This is a genomic window from Candidatus Ancaeobacter aquaticus, assembly GCA_030765405.1.
Taxonomy (GTDB): domain Bacteria; phylum Auribacterota; class Ancaeobacteria; order Ancaeobacterales; family Ancaeobacteraceae; genus Ancaeobacter; species Ancaeobacter aquaticus.
Map to the genome: position 1 here is coordinate 1 of JAVCCP010000050.1, position 15,554 is coordinate 15,554.

General features: G+C 37.6%; 18 protein-coding genes and 1 tRNA gene. 2 read left to right on the top strand and 17 right to left on the bottom strand.

What is annotated here, in order from left to right:
* Positions 1–356: 356 nt before the first annotated feature.
* The 7 genes from P9M13_06250 to purN form a co-directional block, all read right to left on the bottom strand.
* Positions 357–773: a hypothetical protein gene (locus P9M13_06250; protein MDP8262884.1), complete on the bottom strand. Its 417-nt coding sequence runs from the start codon at positions 771–773 to the stop codon at positions 357–359.
* 1,005 nt (positions 774–1,778) lie between these two features.
* Positions 1,779–1,852: transfer RNA gene (locus tag P9M13_06255), tRNA-Gln, on the bottom strand.
* A 225-nt stretch (positions 1,853–2,077) separates the two neighbouring features.
* Positions 2,078–2,503, bottom strand: a complete 426-nt coding sequence (locus P9M13_06260; GenBank protein ID MDP8262885.1) for a SpoVG family protein — start codon at positions 2,501–2,503, stop codon at positions 2,078–2,080.
* 56 nt (positions 2,504–2,559) lie between these two features.
* Positions 2,560–3,468, bottom strand: a complete 909-nt coding sequence (gene ispE, locus P9M13_06265) for a 4-(cytidine 5'-diphospho)-2-C-methyl-D-erythritol kinase (GenBank protein ID MDP8262886.1) — start codon at positions 3,466–3,468, stop codon at positions 2,560–2,562.
* 35 nt (positions 3,469–3,503) lie between these two features.
* A complete protein-coding gene (locus tag P9M13_06270; protein MDP8262887.1) occupies positions 3,504–5,030 on the bottom strand; it encodes a tetratricopeptide repeat protein in 1,527 nt (508 codons plus the stop codon).
* Positions 5,031–5,239: 209 nt separating this feature from the next.
* The gene (gene hisG / locus P9M13_06275; GenBank protein ID MDP8262888.1) at positions 5,240–6,118 is read right to left on the bottom strand and encodes an ATP phosphoribosyltransferase; all 879 of its coding nucleotides are present in this window, start codon (positions 6,116–6,118) and stop codon (positions 5,240–5,242) included.
* A 21-nt stretch (positions 6,119–6,139) separates the two neighbouring features.
* On the bottom strand, positions 6,140–6,748 hold the full coding sequence (gene purN / locus P9M13_06280) for a phosphoribosylglycinamide formyltransferase (protein ID MDP8262889.1): 609 nt from the start codon (positions 6,746–6,748) through the stop codon (positions 6,140–6,142).
* 203 nt (positions 6,749–6,951) lie between these two features.
* On the opposite strand from purN, the gene P9M13_06285 reads away from it, so the two are divergent.
* Both P9M13_06285 and P9M13_06290 read left to right on the top strand, forming a co-directional pair.
* Positions 6,952–7,479 (top strand): polymer-forming cytoskeletal protein, encoded by a 528-nt coding sequence (locus tag P9M13_06285; GenBank protein MDP8262890.1) that lies wholly within the window; start codon positions 6,952–6,954, stop codon positions 7,477–7,479.
* Between the two features lie 87 nt (positions 7,480–7,566).
* Complete coding sequence (locus P9M13_06290; protein ID MDP8262891.1) at positions 7,567–8,196, top strand: polymer-forming cytoskeletal protein; 630 nt, start codon at positions 7,567–7,569, stop codon at positions 8,194–8,196.
* Between the two features lie 9 nt (positions 8,197–8,205).
* On the opposite strand, the gene P9M13_06295 is transcribed toward P9M13_06290, so the two are convergent.
* The 10 genes from P9M13_06295 to rpmJ all read right to left on the bottom strand — a co-directional run bounded on the left by P9M13_06295 (position 8,206) and on the right by rpmJ (position 15,552).
* Positions 8,206–8,709, bottom strand: a complete 504-nt coding sequence (locus P9M13_06295; GenBank protein MDP8262892.1) for a hypothetical protein — start codon at positions 8,707–8,709, stop codon at positions 8,206–8,208.
* 76 nt (positions 8,710–8,785) lie between these two features.
* Positions 8,786–9,127 carry a DUF1844 domain-containing protein gene (locus P9M13_06300; protein MDP8262893.1) on the bottom strand — a complete coding sequence of 114 codons (342 nt, stop codon included), beginning with the start codon at positions 9,125–9,127 and terminating at the stop codon, positions 8,786–8,788.
* A gap of 27 nt (positions 9,128–9,154) precedes the next feature.
* A complete protein-coding gene (locus P9M13_06305; GenBank protein ID MDP8262894.1) occupies positions 9,155–11,767 on the bottom strand; it encodes a pitrilysin family protein in 2,613 nt (870 codons plus the stop codon).
* Positions 11,764–12,174 (bottom strand): HIT family protein, encoded by a 411-nt coding sequence (locus P9M13_06310; GenBank protein MDP8262895.1) that lies wholly within the window; start codon positions 12,172–12,174, stop codon positions 11,764–11,766. Before P9M13_06310 ends, P9M13_06305 begins: the two co-directional genes overlap by 4 nt.
* A 113-nt stretch (positions 12,175–12,287) precedes the next feature.
* Entirely contained in the window at positions 12,288–12,773 is a 486-nt protein-coding gene (gene rplQ / locus P9M13_06315; protein ID MDP8262896.1) for a 50S ribosomal protein L17, read from the bottom strand.
* Positions 12,774–12,786: 13 nt separating this feature from the next.
* The gene (locus tag P9M13_06320) at positions 12,787–13,785 is read right to left on the bottom strand and encodes a DNA-directed RNA polymerase subunit alpha (GenBank protein MDP8262897.1); all 999 of its coding nucleotides are present in this window, start codon (positions 13,783–13,785) and stop codon (positions 12,787–12,789) included.
* Between the two features lie 45 nt (positions 13,786–13,830).
* Complete coding sequence (rpsD, locus tag P9M13_06325) at positions 13,831–14,460, bottom strand: 30S ribosomal protein S4 (GenBank protein MDP8262898.1); 630 nt, start codon at positions 14,458–14,460, stop codon at positions 13,831–13,833.
* A gap of 81 nt (positions 14,461–14,541) precedes the next feature.
* Entirely contained in the window at positions 14,542–14,928 is a 387-nt protein-coding gene (rpsK, locus tag P9M13_06330) for a 30S ribosomal protein S11 (GenBank protein ID MDP8262899.1), read from the bottom strand.
* A 51-nt stretch (positions 14,929–14,979) separates the two neighbouring features.
* Positions 14,980–15,360, bottom strand: a complete 381-nt coding sequence (rpsM, locus tag P9M13_06335; GenBank protein ID MDP8262900.1) for a 30S ribosomal protein S13 — start codon at positions 15,358–15,360, stop codon at positions 14,980–14,982.
* Positions 15,361–15,438: 78 nt separating this feature from the next.
* Positions 15,439–15,552, bottom strand: a complete 114-nt coding sequence (gene rpmJ, locus P9M13_06340; protein MDP8262901.1) for a 50S ribosomal protein L36 — start codon at positions 15,550–15,552, stop codon at positions 15,439–15,441.
* Positions 15,553–15,554 lie beyond the last annotated feature (2 nt).

Below are 15,554 nucleotides of genomic sequence, written 5' to 3' on the forward strand. Positions count from 1 at the left end.
ACCTAGTGCCACACAATACTGCGACTGCTTGCCTCGTTTCATTCCGAAGGAATGAGCACGGGGACAAGGAGGGAGCAGCAGAATACTACATTGGAATAGCCTAGCCCTGCGAGAGCAGAGCGCTCCGTCCCGTAGGGGTGGAGAGATATGCCGAGCGGGCGGACGTGTTGTTAGACATTTCCGGTGGGACAGACAATATATTGGCAATTGAAACGGTAATTGGGGATTGTTATGAAAGCAGGACTATATATTAGGGTCTCAACAGATATGCAAGCTAGAGACGGTGAGTCTTTGGCTGAGCAGGAAGTTAGCACCCAGGGTTATTGTAATTTCAGAAATATACCTGTTGTTACTGTTTATCGTGAAGAAGGTAAGTCCGCAAAGAATACTAATAGGCCGCAATTCAAAAAGATGATCAGGGATTGCGAGCTTGGCAAGATTGATACCATTGTTGTTAAAAAGATCGACAGATTATCCCGTTCGTTAATGGACTTTGAAAAGACTATTAGTTTTTTTGAAGAACATAATATCAATTTAATATCTATCCATGAAAACTTTGACACATCTTCTGCTATGGGAAGAGCCGTTATCAGAATTATCGTTACCTTTGCACAATTGGAAAGAGAACAAACATCAGAAAGAACTATTGATGTATTAAAATATAGAGCGGAACAAGGCCTTTGGAATGGCGGATGCCCTTCTTTGGGATATGATAATGATGAAAAACTAGGTTTAGTTATAAACGTTGAAGAATCAAAGATTATTATTGCCATTTTTGATAAGTATATAGAACTTGCTTCTTATAAAAAGGTAGCTGAATATCTGAATAACTTAGGCTATCAAGGGAAACAATATACGAGTCGAAGGGGTAAAAAACAGGGTGGAAACAAATTTACAAATACCGCTATTGCCAGAGTTTTAAAAAATCAAATATATATAGGTAAAATAAAATATAGAGGGGAACTTTCTCCTGGCAAACACCAGTCAATTGTTTCAGAAGATGTGTTTAACCAAGTACAAGAGATTATCAAAAAAAATACTGTTATTAAATCCTGTTTTAAAAGGATAGGGGTACATAATTTTCTATTAGAGGGTCTAGTTAAGTGTGGAGAATGTGGGTCTATAATGAGCCCAAAATGGTCATTATCTCATAGTAAAAGATACTTCTATTATGAATGCACTACATTAGGACATGGCGGGAAAGGTGCTTGTAGTATGAAATCGGTAAGCGCTCCTGCTTTAGAGTTTCTTATCCTTCGCAGAATAAGAATGATCAAAAGAGACGATACGTTATTAAAGAAAATACTTGAGAGTAATACAAACTCCTTTCATAAGGAAATATCACAACTTGAGTCAGAAAAGATAATCCTCGGTATAAAGTTAATCGGATTAAATGACAGAGCCAAATCTATAGTTGATAAACTGCTTACTATAGATGAATTAAGTCGCTCAACACTTCTGTACGACGAAGTAAATAATCTAGATAAAGAAAAGGCTAATATAACTAAACAGATAGAAGATATAGACTTTAAGGTAACTCAATTAAAGAATAGATCACTTAACATTGATATAGCAAAACAATCTATACAATACTTTACCCAGATATATGGGAAACTAGACTCTATTAATAAGAAGATGCTAATGCGCCTATTAATAAAGGACATAACATATGGTGGGGATTACGTATCTATTAACTATTATGATAATATAGATGTGACTCAACTGGTATGTGGTAAAGGGTCTAAATTAGAGGGGAATTGTTGGCCTAGACCCCTAACTGGCTACCCGGCCAGGACTCGAACCTGGAAAAGCAGATCCAAAACCTGCTGTGTTACCATTACACCACCGGGTAGTATCCAAAATTTGGGAATATAGACCTTCTTGGGAAAATGTTCTGGGAATGCATCTGGATATCCACTCCCATTTATATATACTTGCCCAAACAAAACCATATCCGAAAATTCTGGCTGCATCTAGTAATGTGCATCATACTCAATAAGACTAGATACAGCCATTTAGATCATTTGCATATGTATAGTACTGCCATGAATCAACCCAATCATACCACACAATTCAACTATTCATCAAAATGTTCATCGGTATCGACAGTATCGACCGGTTGACTTATACTACCTGCTTCTTTTTCGTATGCTTCCAAAACTTTCTTCTGTATATAATCTCTCATCTCAGCATTAATCGGATGAGCAATATCTCGATGTTCTTCTCTTTGTTTATCATCAGCCGGGTTATTTTGCGGGATGTCAAGCTTTTCACCGCAATCACCGCAATATCTATTACGAATTGGATTTTTTCTTCGGCATTTTGGGCATAGTTCAGTCACCTTAATAGATGGCATTGCCACAAAAAGTCCTTTTTTACCATCAATAACTTTGAGATCCCTTACCACAAATGCATTATCAAACGTCACGGTCACAAACGCCCTTAATTTACTGTCTCGATCAGACTTATTCCTCAAATGCACTCTCACCTCGGTAATTTCCATATGAATCTCTCCTTCCCTCAGTTGTTTATTTTGTTGCCTTTTGCCTCATCAATGCACTACAAGCCAGCTTTGACAACAAAGATATTAAACGCATCCGTATATTTTTTCTCCAACGATTTCTTAATATGAAGCGCCTTGTCTCTGGTTTGTGCTATGCAATATACAGTAGGGCCACTACCGCTTAAAAGGGCCCCCTCAGCTCCTAAGAGCATACAATCACGTTTTATGCGTTTTAATAGCGGCGCTCGCTCATATGCAACCTTTTCCAAGCGATTATATAACGTCGCACCAATATCTTTTATGTTTTTAGACTCTAACGCATAGGATAGCATACTAATATCACGGATGTCCTTTGTCAAGCCCAAATTTAGTCCGTTATAGATGACTTGTGTTTTGCCAACCCCTTGATGAGACAGATCATAAATACGAAAAGAATTGTCTGCTTTTGGTGTGATTAAAACACACCAGAATTGTACCGATACCGGTAGTGGCACAATTTCAGTTCCTTTACCAATACAAACGGCAGTTTTTCTCTGCAAGAAGAAGGGCACATCACACCCGATTGTTTCAGCGATCCGAAAAAGCTGATATGCGTCGAGAGGTTTTTTGTAGAGTTTATTCAATCCCAAAAGCGTGCTTGCGGCATTACTGCTTCCCCCTCCAAGACCGGCCGCAATGGGAATCCTTTTTTCAATATATATATCAATACCGGGTTTCTTTACTCCTATTTTTTTATAAAATAATTTGGCGGCGCGGTATGCAAGGTTACTTTTCCCGGCTGGAACATGAGGAGAATCAGTTGTTAGAATTATTCGGCTTTCATGATTAATGCTCAGATGAATTGTATCTTTCAGATCAATAGGCGTAATGATCGTTTTAATATCATGGTACGAATCAGCACGCTTGCATAACACTTCCAGAAAAAGATTTATTTTGGCAGGTGAAAGGACAGATAGACTTTTCATGGTATCACACGTACATGCCTAATGGGCATGTATCATTAATTAATTTTTTCAAGTTTTTCTTTGACGCCGGTTATTTCGGGATTAAGCTTTATGGCTTTTTCCCATTCACTTTTAGCCTTATTGAGAAGTCCCTTTTTATAATACACATCTCCGAGATGATCTCGTACAGTAGCATCATTTTCTAAGTAAGTGATCGCACGTTCAAGCTCTTTTTGCGCAGCGTCAATATCACCTAATTTAAAATATACCCAACCAAGACTATCAATATACGCCCCATTTTCAGGTTCAAGGGCATTCGCTTTCTTGATATATTCCAATGCAGCTTCAAGCTTTATTCCACGATCTACGTACATGTATCCTAAATAATTATAGCAATCGGCCATATTCGGATTAATCTCAAGCGCTCTTTTAAAATATTTCTCGGCGTTACCAAGCTCCCCAAGTTTTTCATAACTAGCCCCAATACGAAAATTTATAGCGTCACTTTCACCACCGAGCGCAATTGCTTCCATAAAGCTCTCAACAGCTTCTCTATCCTTATTAGCTAAAGAATAGCTTAATCCGAGAAGATAATATGTTTCGGGAAGTTTGAAATTTCGGGTGAGAGCTTTCTGCAGTAATTGTACAGCATCCTCGCCTCTATTGTTTTTTAAAAGAATATACGTGAGTGAGAAATAGTTCTGAATGTTTTTAGGATCAAGCTCTATTAAGAGCTCGTGCAGCTTTATCGCATCTTCAATCATTCCTTCTTCTTCATAAAGCCGGGCAAGTCGATAATATATATTTACATCAAGCGGATTTATTTTAAGAATATTCTCGTATTCTTTAATTGCCCCTTTTAAATCTTTCTTTAATTCCAGGGTTATCGCCATACCCAGTCGCGCCTCAATCATTTCCGGTTGTTTTTTAATAACTTTTCTAAATATGGTTATTGCCTTATCGTACTCACCCTGGCGTGAATACAAAAGCGCTAGTTTGAACCACACAATAAAAAGATCCGGTTTTAGATCGAGAAATTCTTCATAATTTCCAATTGCTTCTTTCTCGCGTTTCTCCTGTATATAAATCTCTCCCAGAGATAGATACGGAGCGGATTTCGTTGGATCAATTTTTTTTGCTTCTTGATATTGCTCTATTGCTTCATCAGGTTTCCGTGTCAGGAAGTATGTCGCACCCAACAAAACATGCGTTATGTAATCTTTTTGATCTAACGCAACCGCTTTCTTTAAAAACGGAATTGCTTTATCAAACTGCCTCTTATTCAAGAGAAGTGTGCCGATACGAATATTAATCAGGAGTGAATCAGGGTCATAGGTAAGTGCTTTTTGATACCCATCAAGAGCTTTATCAAATTTATATTCTTTTTGAAACAGATTTCCGCGGCAAAAATAATTGAGTGCCGAAGAAAACTGCCCAACATCTCCATATGCGGTTATGGGCACTCCTTGATGTCGATCAGGATATATAATTTCCTGTTCATTCATCAACTCATCTGCACTCACTCCACGAACACATACAAAAAAAACAAGAATTATAGCCAACCGTATTATAGTCTTAGTCACCGATTATCCTTATCTTCCTTTAGGGAAGAGAAAAAATTCTATTTGCTTTATATTCTCTCTCAAAACATGCATACTCACACAATAAAACTATTTCTTCTTGTGACGGTCTCTTTTAAGTCTCTTTTTTCTTTTGTGTTTATTGATCTTTGTTTTACGCTTTTTTCTTCCGCACGGCATACATTCCTCCTTGGATTGCATCTCTTGACTTGTTAGTAAATTACTTTATTTAACGGATATTCTATAATACCTTCTGCACCATGTTTTTTCAGTTCAGGGATAATTTCCCGTACAACTGATTCATCAATAATTGTCTCAATCGCGTGCCACCCATCTTTACTCAATTGAGAAATCGTTGGATTCCTTAACGCGGGTAATTCCTTCAGTATCGTACTTAGAGCATTCTTACTCACATTCATTTTTAATCCAACTTTATTTTCTGCAGTAATAGCTCCCAAAAGTAAGAGTGAAAAATTTTCAAGTTTCTTTCTCTTCCAAGGATTTTTCCACGCAGCTTTATTTGCAATCAACTTTGTCGTTGATTCAGTGATAACATCTACAATACGCAAGTTGTTTGCTCTTAATGATGAGCCAGTCTCTGTAAGTTCAGCAATTGCGTCAACAAGACGTGGCGCCTTTACTTCAGTTGCACCCCATGAAAATTGTACTTCTGCTTTAACTTTATTTTTTTTAAGGTATTGTTTTGTAAGATTAACTGCTTCTGTTGCTATTCGTTTTCCCTCAAGGCCTTTTACACTTTTGATCTTCGAATCATTTGGTACCGCAATAACCCATTTTACCGGTTTCATACCCACTTTCGCATATGCGAGATCTGCAACTTCAACAACATCTGACCCATTTTCCATGATCCAATCACGTCCAGTAATACCGGCATCAAGAATCCCTTCTTCAACATAACGGCTCATTTCCTGTGCTCTGATTAAAAGACCTTCTAATTCAGGATCATTAATAGTCGGTATATACGACCGGCTACCGATATTCACGTTATAACCCGCTTTTTTCAGCATACCGAGCGTAGCTTCCTGCAGGCTTCCTTTTGGTAGTCCTAATTTTAATGTTTTATTCATCATCACTTTCCTTCTGTACTTTAATTATTCTGTTAAGATAATTTTTCTGTTTTCAATTCTCATGTTTCCTTTTACCACTAAATCAATCGCCTGCGGATATATCCTGTGTTCCTCGACCTGAATCCGTTTATGTAAATCCTCCGGAGTATCATCGCTATTAACCGGAACAACTGCCTGACAAATTATCGGACCGGTATCAACATCCTTTTCAACAAAATGAACAGTACATCCAGCGTATTTCACCCCGTAGGTAACAGCCTGTTCCCATGCCTTTAATCCTCTAAATGACGGTAAAAGTGAAGGATGAATATTCACTATCTTCCCCGGAAATGCTAACAGTAACGGGTCTTTAATGACGCGCATAAAACCGGCTAGAACAATAAGCTCTACACCATTTTCACGCAAAACATTTACATATTCTTTCTCAATGTCCGGTTCAAGCCATGTTTTATGCTTGCCAGGACACATATAGAAAGACTTAATACCGCGCTCTTTAGCTTTTTTCAGTATAAGACTATTCTCAACATCACTTATAACAACCGTGATATCAACATCTAAGAGACTACTTTCGGCAGCCTCATAAATAGCATCAAAATTTGATCCTTTACCAGAACCAAGAACACCTATTTTCATAACTTTCCCGCTATCAGTTTCATGTAGATTATAGCTATAAAACACTTTCCGTCAATTAAAATATCACTATCCAGACATAAGACTAGTGATCAGAGGAAAAGAAATATCAAATTATTATTAAATTACTTAAAATTTAATTGACACTGCATACGCATTCACATAGAATTCGTTAAAGAGCGTATAGTAAAAGAAAGGAGCTCCATATGAGCAGTTTATTAAGAAAATTTACCACCGACATCGGCGACAACAAAGGACGAAATGGGGAAGACACTTATTCTCCGCCAAGAAGAGATTTTTCACCGTCACAGAGTTCTGGGCGAGTTGAGAATAAAACAAATCTATGTAGTGATGTTGAATTCAAAGGAACACTTATATTTAAAGACTTTTTAAGGCTTGATGGAAAATTTGAAGGCGAAATAAGCTCACCGGGAACACTTATAATCGGCTCTAATGGCACTATTAAAGCTGATATCAATGTTGGAAACGTTATTGCTGAAGGAAAAGTCTACGGAAACATTACCGCACAAGATAAAATTGAACTTCGTGGAAATGCGCAACTATTCGGTGACATTAAAGCTTCTCGAATCGTCATTACTGAAGGAGTTGTTTTTGTAGGAAAATGTGATGTTAATCCGAACAATAGCGTTGAAGATTCTGCGCCTGAAGAGCATGTTTCTGAAGAACCGCTCGTAAGCAGCAATCAGTCAACAAGCGATCTTTTAAATACGTAAACATAAAATAATATGTTGTTTATACTATAATCGTCTGCTTGCGGTATATTTATACTACGAGTAGTCCAAAACAATATTAGTGATAAAATGTGGCAAGAAAAAACAGTTAACTATAAACATTTTAAGCCAAAACAGTCAACAAATCCTCTTACATCAAATACAAAGCCTGTCGGCAAACAAAAAGAAATAACTTGTCCTCACTGCGGCCTTGAACAAAATGTTACAGAAAGCGCGCTTTCTGTATTTTGCAAGAGCTGTAACAAAAGAATCACTCTAAGCAATCTGACAGGCAACAATAATGATGGTAGCACAAACGTCAAAATGAGTCTTAAGTCTGTTAACTGCTCGAAATGCGACACCAGTCAACAAGTCCCCCATAATGCTCTTTCAAGTTTTTGCAAAAAATGCGGCAATAGAATAAATCTGCAAAATTATGAAATCAAAAGCAAGTTTAACGGAGAACTTAATACCTGCGGAACACTTTTTATTAAAATCGGTGGTGATGTAAAATCAGATATAAACGTAGGAAATGCGGTAATTGAAGGAACTCTGACCGGCAAACTTATTGCTAAAGGTAAAGTCGAACTAAAATCAACGGCAAAGGTATACGGAAAAATAATATCACCACAGCTTATCATGCATGATGGGGCACTATTCGTCGGGACAACACAAGTGCCGCCTGATTTCAAGATACCACCTTTTGAAATATCTCTCTAGAAACGTGTGTTAACTATCGAGAAGTACCTGTATTTTCTCTTGCAGTTCGGGAATCTCTGTCATTGATAAATTAGGATAGGGTATTGAGAACGATTCACCGGTTTTTGTGTGCTCGTACACAAAAACATCGCGTCCGTCTGTGTCATCCTTTATTGTCGACTGTTGCTTAAGTATTCTTTTGCGTTCAAGCATAATAACTAACAGGTAACAAAGCTTTTTGTTCTCATCTGTCATTTCCTTAGCTATATATGTTCTGAGCAAATGTTCAACTTTATCTCTCTTTATAGGATCTTCTTTCGGTGGAACAATAATGAGTTTATATCTGCTTTTCCAATAAGCACTTTCATCTTTTTTTATTTCAGCATCAACGGAACCAAAACATATTTCGCAATAATCTTTCCTCTCTAGCTCATTTCCTTTTAGCACTAAAAAAGAATGATATAATTCCCTATCCTTAAATTCACTATTACAGTTATTACAGTGTTTGCTTAGTTGCTGAATATTCCATTCCATAGCCATGTATATTACACCCTCTTGCAAGATACATCAAAAATATAACCGTCACTCAATGCATCACTACCGTTATGTATTATTCTTTTTTATCTTTTTTACCTTTTTTATCGTCTTCTTCTTTTTTATCATTCTCAGGAACTTTTTCTTCTACTTTCTTTTCATCTTTTGTTTCATCAACATAATTTAATTGCAAGTTAGTTAATATTGAAAGTAACATTTTTGATTCTTCTTCATTTAAATTGCCCTTGGTTTTTTCTTTTATCATAGCTATCATATCTATAGTAGCCTTTGCGCCCTTTAAGTCTTTCTCTACTTTTCCGGTCATAATATTGGCTATTTTACCCAATTGCTGCATTGCAGAACCGGCTAACGCTGAAACAAGTTCAACAAAATATACATTTGTTTTTTCTTCACTCATACACACCCCTTTTCTCGTATGCACATGTTATTTCGGCTCTACCACTACAATAACGTAATCATCATTAACGAAATATTCCTGTGCACTAGTTTTAATATTCTTTTCATTCACGTCTTGTATCTTATCATAATACGTCAGATAGTTGTCGTATCCCAGACCATAAATCTCGTCTAAAGCCGATAACAATGCAAGCTGAGAATTAGATTGCAATTGAATTTTACGGGAACCAATCAATCCATTCTTTATTCGTGTCAGCTCTTTATTCGTTACACCGTCTTTTTTTAAGAGATCAATTTCTTTTTGCATTAAAGAAATAACCTTATCAACCTTTTCCGGTATTGTCCCTACATAAAAGACAAATGCACCCGGATCAATACCTAAAATAAGGAAAGAGCCCACTGCATAGGCAAGCCCTTCCTCTTCACGAACAGCAGAAAACAACCTTGAGCCTTGTCCCGAAAATGCCGCGTCAAGAACTTCTAATGGATATTTATCCTGATTATAAATATCGGGACCACGGAAACCCAAAAGCACAATTGCCTGTTTACCTTCTTTTATTTTCTTTTCCTTAATAATTTTCCTTGGAAACTCTAACTTTGTGTTTTTGAAATGAAGATTCGTTTTCTTAAGCTCTCCAAAATGTTTGCGTACAGTATTTTCAATCTCCTGGGCATTCACATCTCCAAACACCGAAAGAACCATGTTATCCGGAACAATATATTTTTCGTGAAACTTCTTTAACGCCTTGCGATCAATCATATCGACACTTTCCTTTGAGCCTATGGAAAGATATTGATAGGGATGCCCCTTAAACATGGTCTCTCTGAAAAGCTTTGAAGCCGCCTGAAATGGCTGGTCTTCTATAGCCTTTATATTTAAGAGTATCATTTCCTTTTCTCTCTCAATATCTTTCTGAGCAAAAAGAGGACTTACTAATACGTCCTTCAAAATATCAAAAGCTATATCTTTATTGTCTGATAAGATATCAATTGCAACTCCAAAACTATTACTCCCGGAATAACTTGATATACCCCCACCGGCAGATTCAATCGTTTCCGCAACCTCTTGGGCTGTACGATTCTTCGTACCCTTAAGCAACAACTGCGCGCACATATTGGAAATACCGTTATTATCGTCGTTTTCAACCAGTACTCCGCCCCGCATAATCGCCTTTATACTCACCGTTGGTAATGTACGGTCTTCTTTAATAAGCAGTATAAGCCCATTAGGCAATGTATATTTTTTTATCGCCGATACCTTTTTTGTTTTAACTGTTTTTTCTTTTGTTTCCTGTTTGAATTTTTGCGGAACAAGCGAGACAATACTACGGTTATCTTCAAGAAAATATTTTTGTGCAACACGCTTTATGTCTTCTTTGGTAACTTTCTGTATCTTCTGAACATAATCCTTAGAATAATGACAGTTTCCCGTGGCCACTTCGTTATAACCGATATCTGAAGCCTGCCCAGAAACAGTTTCCATTGAGAAAAAGTACTCGCTAATTATGAGTTTTTTAACTTTTTCGAGCTCGTTCTTGCTGACATATTCATTTTTTATGGCATCAATCTGCTTTTGGATCTCATCGCCAACACGGACAATGTTTTTCGGATCGAATGTTGCCGTTACCGCAAAGACTCCGGGATAAATCGGAGTAAACGACCAGGAACTAATGGAACTCACAAGCGACAACTTTTCGCGTAATGTGCGGTACAAACGAGAGCTTCTTCCTTGTCCGAGAATCATTGAAAGTACATCAAGCGCATATTTGTCATTGTGCTTAAGATCAGTCGTATGATACCCGGAAAAATAGTATACTTTATTGATATCAGCAGTTTCAACGAGCGTCCTGTCTCCAAGTTGCTGCGGTTCTCGCGGAACGAACACAGGCTTATCTATGCCTCGCGGAAATTCTTTAAACAGTTCCTGTAAATACTTTTTGGTCTCTTTTTGAGCAAAATCTCCTGCGGCAACAAACACAATATTATTGGGAACATAGCGCGTTTTATAATAATTAATGAGATCTTCCCTTGTAAGGGTCTTAAAAACACTTTCGTAGCCAATAATAGGATCTTTATACGGATGAACCGTGAACATTGTATTAAAAAGCATTTTAAAAATTCTTCTTTGAGGATCGTCGTCATTCATATTTATCTCTTTAAGAATTACCGAACGCTCCTTTTCAACTTCGCGGGCGTCAAATTGCGAATGCATCAGCACGTCACTCAATATTTCACATGCATTGTGAAAATATCTACTATCGATGCTTACCGTGTAGACCGTATAATCAAACGAGGTGTGCGCATTGATTTCACCGCCATAAAACTGTATTTCCTTTGCAATATCACCAACTTTTCTTTTCTTTGTTCCTTTAAAAAGCATATGTTCAAGGAAATGAGATATACCGCCTCCTGCATATTTATCTTCTGTTACACTGCCAGTCTTTATCCATACCTCTATAGCTGAGACAGGGTTCTTGTGATCTTCCTTAAGAAGAAGCGTCATCCCGTTGTCTAATACATATCGGTTTGCTTTCTTACCTTCGCATATTTTTTCCATAACAGTCCCATCTTTACCGATTCCCTGTTTACCTACCATTATAACAATACATAACACCATTAATTGAAGTATAATCTTTTTCATGCGATCTCATCTCTTATTTTTTTTGCATATACATCTATTTCATCCGCTTGATATATCTCATGGTCCCATCCTATCCGTAAACCATCTCGCTCACTGCGCGGTATAATGTGAAAATGAAGATGGTTAACAATCTGCCCTGATACACTCCCGTTATATTGCAATATATTCAGTCCTTCAGCATGTACTCCCTTAAAAACAGCTCGAGCGCATGTTTGAACACATTGCATAAGGAGAGAAAGGTCTTCTTTGGAAATATCGAGTATAGTCTCGCAGTGTTTCTTTGGAATAACCAACACGTGCCCCTTTTTTGCCGGCATAATATCCATAAAAGCTACCACGTGAGCATCTTCATAGATTTTTACTGAGGGCACTTCACCATTTACAATTTTACAAAATATACAGTCCATACACCACCTCGCTTCTTATACAATACTACCATAATTGCCCTAAAAAACAAACCGAGCATTTATACAAACGCTCGGTTTTATTATATCGAAGACACCATATATATTATATATTCTTATTTTTTTGCTGCAGGCGCCTCTTTCTTATCATCCTTACCTTTAGTTGTTTTTGTTTCATCCTGCTTTTTCTTAAAATCTTTTATCTTATCTTTTATTGTTTTTGTTTCTTCCTTCACATCTTTGGTGATTTTCTCAACCAATTCAAGCACAGCCTGAGGAGAACCGTCACCTACTCGATAGCCAGCTCTCAGAACACGTGTGTACCCACCGTTGCGTTTCTCGTTCCGTTCTCTGATTTCAGAGAATAGCTTCTTTACTGTTTTATCGCACCGAATAAAACTTTTTGCATCTCTCCTGCTTGCCAGCGTATTCTTCTTTGCAAGTGTAATCATTTTTTCCGCTGCACGCCCAGCTTCACGGGCACGCCTAACTGTTGTACGTATCTTACCTGTTTCGAACAATGATCTGATCATGTTCGATATCATTGCTTTTCTATGTGAAGATGTCATATTAAGCTTCACAGTAGCTTTACGATGTCTCATGCTTGTCCCTCACTTATTCTTCAGTTTTATTTGTTTCTTTTTCAGGAATCGCCATCCCAAGGGTAATACCCATGGTTGACAAAATCGCTTTTATCTCATTAAGCGATTTTTTACCAAAATTTCGGTATTTGAGCATTTCGTTTTCATTTCTGCATGCAAGATCACGTATTGTTTTCATCCCGGCATTATTAATGCAGTTTGCTGACCTTACTGACAACTCTATCTCGCTAATAGGAGTGTTGAGTAATCTCTCTAGCTCAGCTTCAGGACTGTGATCTTCTTCAACTGCCTTTTCAAACTCAACGTAGTTTTCATTGTAATCAACAAATACATCGAGATGTTTTCTTAGAATCGCTGATGATTGTTTCAAAGCTTCTTCAGGAGTAATTCTTCCATCAGTGGTAATTTCAACGATAAGCTTATCATAATCAGTCATTTGTCCAACACGGGTATTCTCCACAAAATATTTTACGTTCCGTACCGGAGTAAATATTGAATCAATGGGAATAACGCCAATAGTTTGAGTATCTTTTTTATTTTGTTCTGCCGGCACATATCCTCTGCCAATATTTACTTCTAGCTCCATTTTGAAATGGACTTTCTTGTCGCACGTGCAAATAAATTGATCTGGATTAACAATTTCCACTTCACTATCAGCTTTAATATCAGCTGCGGTTATTTTGCCCTCTTTGTTAACATCAATAAGCAATGTTTTTGATTTATTGCCATGAAGCTTAATCAGAACATGCTTAAGATTAAGTATTATTTCTATTACATCCTCGACAATTCCCGGCAGTGAGGCATATTCGTGCATGCATCCATCTATCTTTATTGATGTTATTGCCGCTCCTTCTAAGCTGGATAGTAAAACTCTTCGTAATGAATTACCAATTGTGTATCCGTAACCACCTTCAAAAGGTTCAGCAACAAAACGACCAAATGTTTCTGTTACAGTATCGTCATCTCTCATTAACCGCTTTGGCATTTCAAAGCGTCTCAGTTTAACTGACATATCCTTCCCTCCCTAGTAACTCCGCCATGCGGAATAATTGCACTATTATACTTTTGAATACAACTCGATAACGAGCTGTTCATTAATAGGTATTTTAATATCTTCTCTTTTTGGAATACTGAGCACTTCGCCGCTAAAAGCATCTTTGTTTACTTTAAGCCATTGTGGTAATTCACGTGAAGCTGATGCCGCCATATTTTCTTGTATACGCTTTTTAGTTTTTTCAGAATCCTTCACTTCGATCACATCGCCAACCTTAATGATTGCGGAAGGAATACTGATTCTCTTTTTATTTACCAGTATGTGGCCGTGTCGTATCAGCTGACGGGCTTGTTGACGCGCAGAAGCAAACCCCATGCTAAAAACAACACTATCCAATCGAGTTTCTAAAAGCTCAAGCAATTTTTCACCGGTAACACCTTTTAAGCGCTGGGCTTTATCAAAATATAATTTAAACTGCTTTTCAAGCACACCATACATTCTTTTCAGTTTTTGTTTTTCTCTTAACTGTACTCCGTATGATGATAGTTTGGAACGCTGTTGACCGTGCTGTCCTGGAGCATAATTTCTTAACTCCACTCCACATTTTGCGGTATGACATCTTGTTCCTTTGAGGAAAAGTTTCATTCCCTCTCGTCTACATAATTTGCATTTTGGGCCAGTATATCTTGCCATGCCTCTTATTAACTCCTTTCCTGACTACTTTTTTTCATTTTCTTCTTAAACCATTTTATGAAAATGATGTAACATACGTCGTTATACTCTTCTACGTTTCGGAGGCCTGCAGCCATTATGCGGTATAGGAGTAGTATCTTTAATTAGCGTTATGCCTAACCCTATTCCTTGCAGTGCCCTAATAGCAGACTCACGACCTGCTCCAGGTCCACTGACGCATATTTCAACACTTTTCATGCCACAATCAACCGCTTGTTTCCCTGCGTCCGAAGCGACAACTGTTGCGGCATATGCTGTCGACTTTCTCGCACCGCTAAAACCAGATCTTCCCGCACTTGACCATGAAACTACGTTACCCTTCATATCGGTTATGGAAACGATCGTGTTGTTGAACGAAGCTTGTATATGGGCAATACCCGCCGGTACATTTTTCGTTACTTTTCTTCTCGTTCTTATTCCTTTTTTTATGCTTTTTTTTGCCACGGTACCCCCCTACAGCTCTTTTTTATTATATTCAATCTATTTTGTCACTTTCTTGCGCATACCACCAACAACCTGTCGAGGCCCTTTACGCGTTCTCGCATTGGTGTGTGATCTCTGTCCACGACACGGAAGATTCTTCCTATGACGTGATCCCCGATAACTACCAATCGAAATAAGTCTTTTTATGTTTTGGGCAATATCTCTTCTGACATCACCTTCAACAGCACAAATCTGAGGTATTATATCAGCTAATTTATGGACTTCTTCGTCAGTTAATTCTTTTGCTCTTCTCTGACCATCTATTTGGGCAGTTGTCAGAATCCGCTTTGCAAGCGTTCTTCCAATCCCATAAATATAGGTTAATGAAATATCAATTCTTTTTTCTTTTGGTATATCAACCCCTAATATTCGCGGCACTATAACCTCCCTTAATCTCCATTTGTGGTGTTCTTATAATGGTTTTTACGTATCGCTCAAACCACTTATTTGTACAAATTATCCCTGTCTTTGTTTGTGTCTAGGGTTCGTACAATTAACTCTTACCACACCTTTTCTTTTAATTATTTTACACCGTTCACAAACTTTTTTTACTGAAGCGCTTACTTTCATTT

Excerpts from the sequence above, each read along its gene's own strand:
- P9M13_06290 (MDP8262891.1), top strand. The coding sequence starts at position 7,567 with ATGTGGCAAGAAAAAACAGTTAACTATAAACATTTTAAGCCAAAACAG.
- P9M13_06285 (MDP8262890.1), top strand. The coding sequence starts at position 6,952 with ATGAGCAGTTTATTAAGAAAATTTACCACCGACATCGGCGACAACAAA.
- hisG (MDP8262888.1), bottom strand. The coding sequence starts at position 6,118 with ATGATGAATAAAACATTAAAATTAGGACTACCAAAAGGAAGCCTGCAG.
- P9M13_06305 (MDP8262894.1), bottom strand. The coding sequence starts at position 11,767 with ATGAAAAAGATTATACTTCAATTAATGGTGTTATGTATTGTTATAATG.
- P9M13_06320 (MDP8262897.1), bottom strand. The coding sequence starts at position 13,785 with ATGTCAGTTAAACTGAGACGCTTTGAAATGCCAAAGCGGTTAATGAGA.
- rplQ (MDP8262896.1), bottom strand. The coding sequence starts at position 12,773 with ATGAGACATCGTAAAGCTACTGTGAAGCTTAATATGACATCTTCACAT.
- ispE (MDP8262886.1), bottom strand. The coding sequence starts at position 3,468 with ATGAAAAGTCTATCTGTCCTTTCACCTGCCAAAATAAATCTTTTTCTG.
- rpsD (MDP8262898.1), bottom strand. The coding sequence starts at position 14,460 with ATGGCAAGATATACTGGCCCAAAATGCAAATTATGTAGACGAGAGGGA.
- P9M13_06300 (MDP8262893.1), bottom strand. The coding sequence starts at position 9,127 with ATGAGTGAAGAAAAAACAAATGTATATTTTGTTGAACTTGTTTCAGCG.
- P9M13_06250 (MDP8262884.1), bottom strand. The coding sequence starts at position 773 with ATGGCAATAATAATCTTTGATTCTTCAACGTTTATAACTAAACCTAGT.
- purN (MDP8262889.1), bottom strand. The coding sequence starts at position 6,748 with ATGAAAATAGGTGTTCTTGGTTCTGGTAAAGGATCAAATTTTGATGCT.
- P9M13_06260 (MDP8262885.1), bottom strand. The coding sequence starts at position 2,503 with ATGGAAATTACCGAGGTGAGAGTGCATTTGAGGAATAAGTCTGATCGA.
- P9M13_06310 (MDP8262895.1), bottom strand. The coding sequence starts at position 12,174 with ATGGACTGTATATTTTGTAAAATTGTAAATGGTGAAGTGCCCTCAGTA.
- rpmJ (MDP8262901.1), bottom strand. The coding sequence starts at position 15,552 with ATGAAAGTAAGCGCTTCAGTAAAAAAAGTTTGTGAACGGTGTAAAATA.
- P9M13_06295 (MDP8262892.1), bottom strand. The coding sequence starts at position 8,709 with ATGGAATGGAATATTCAGCAACTAAGCAAACACTGTAATAACTGTAAT.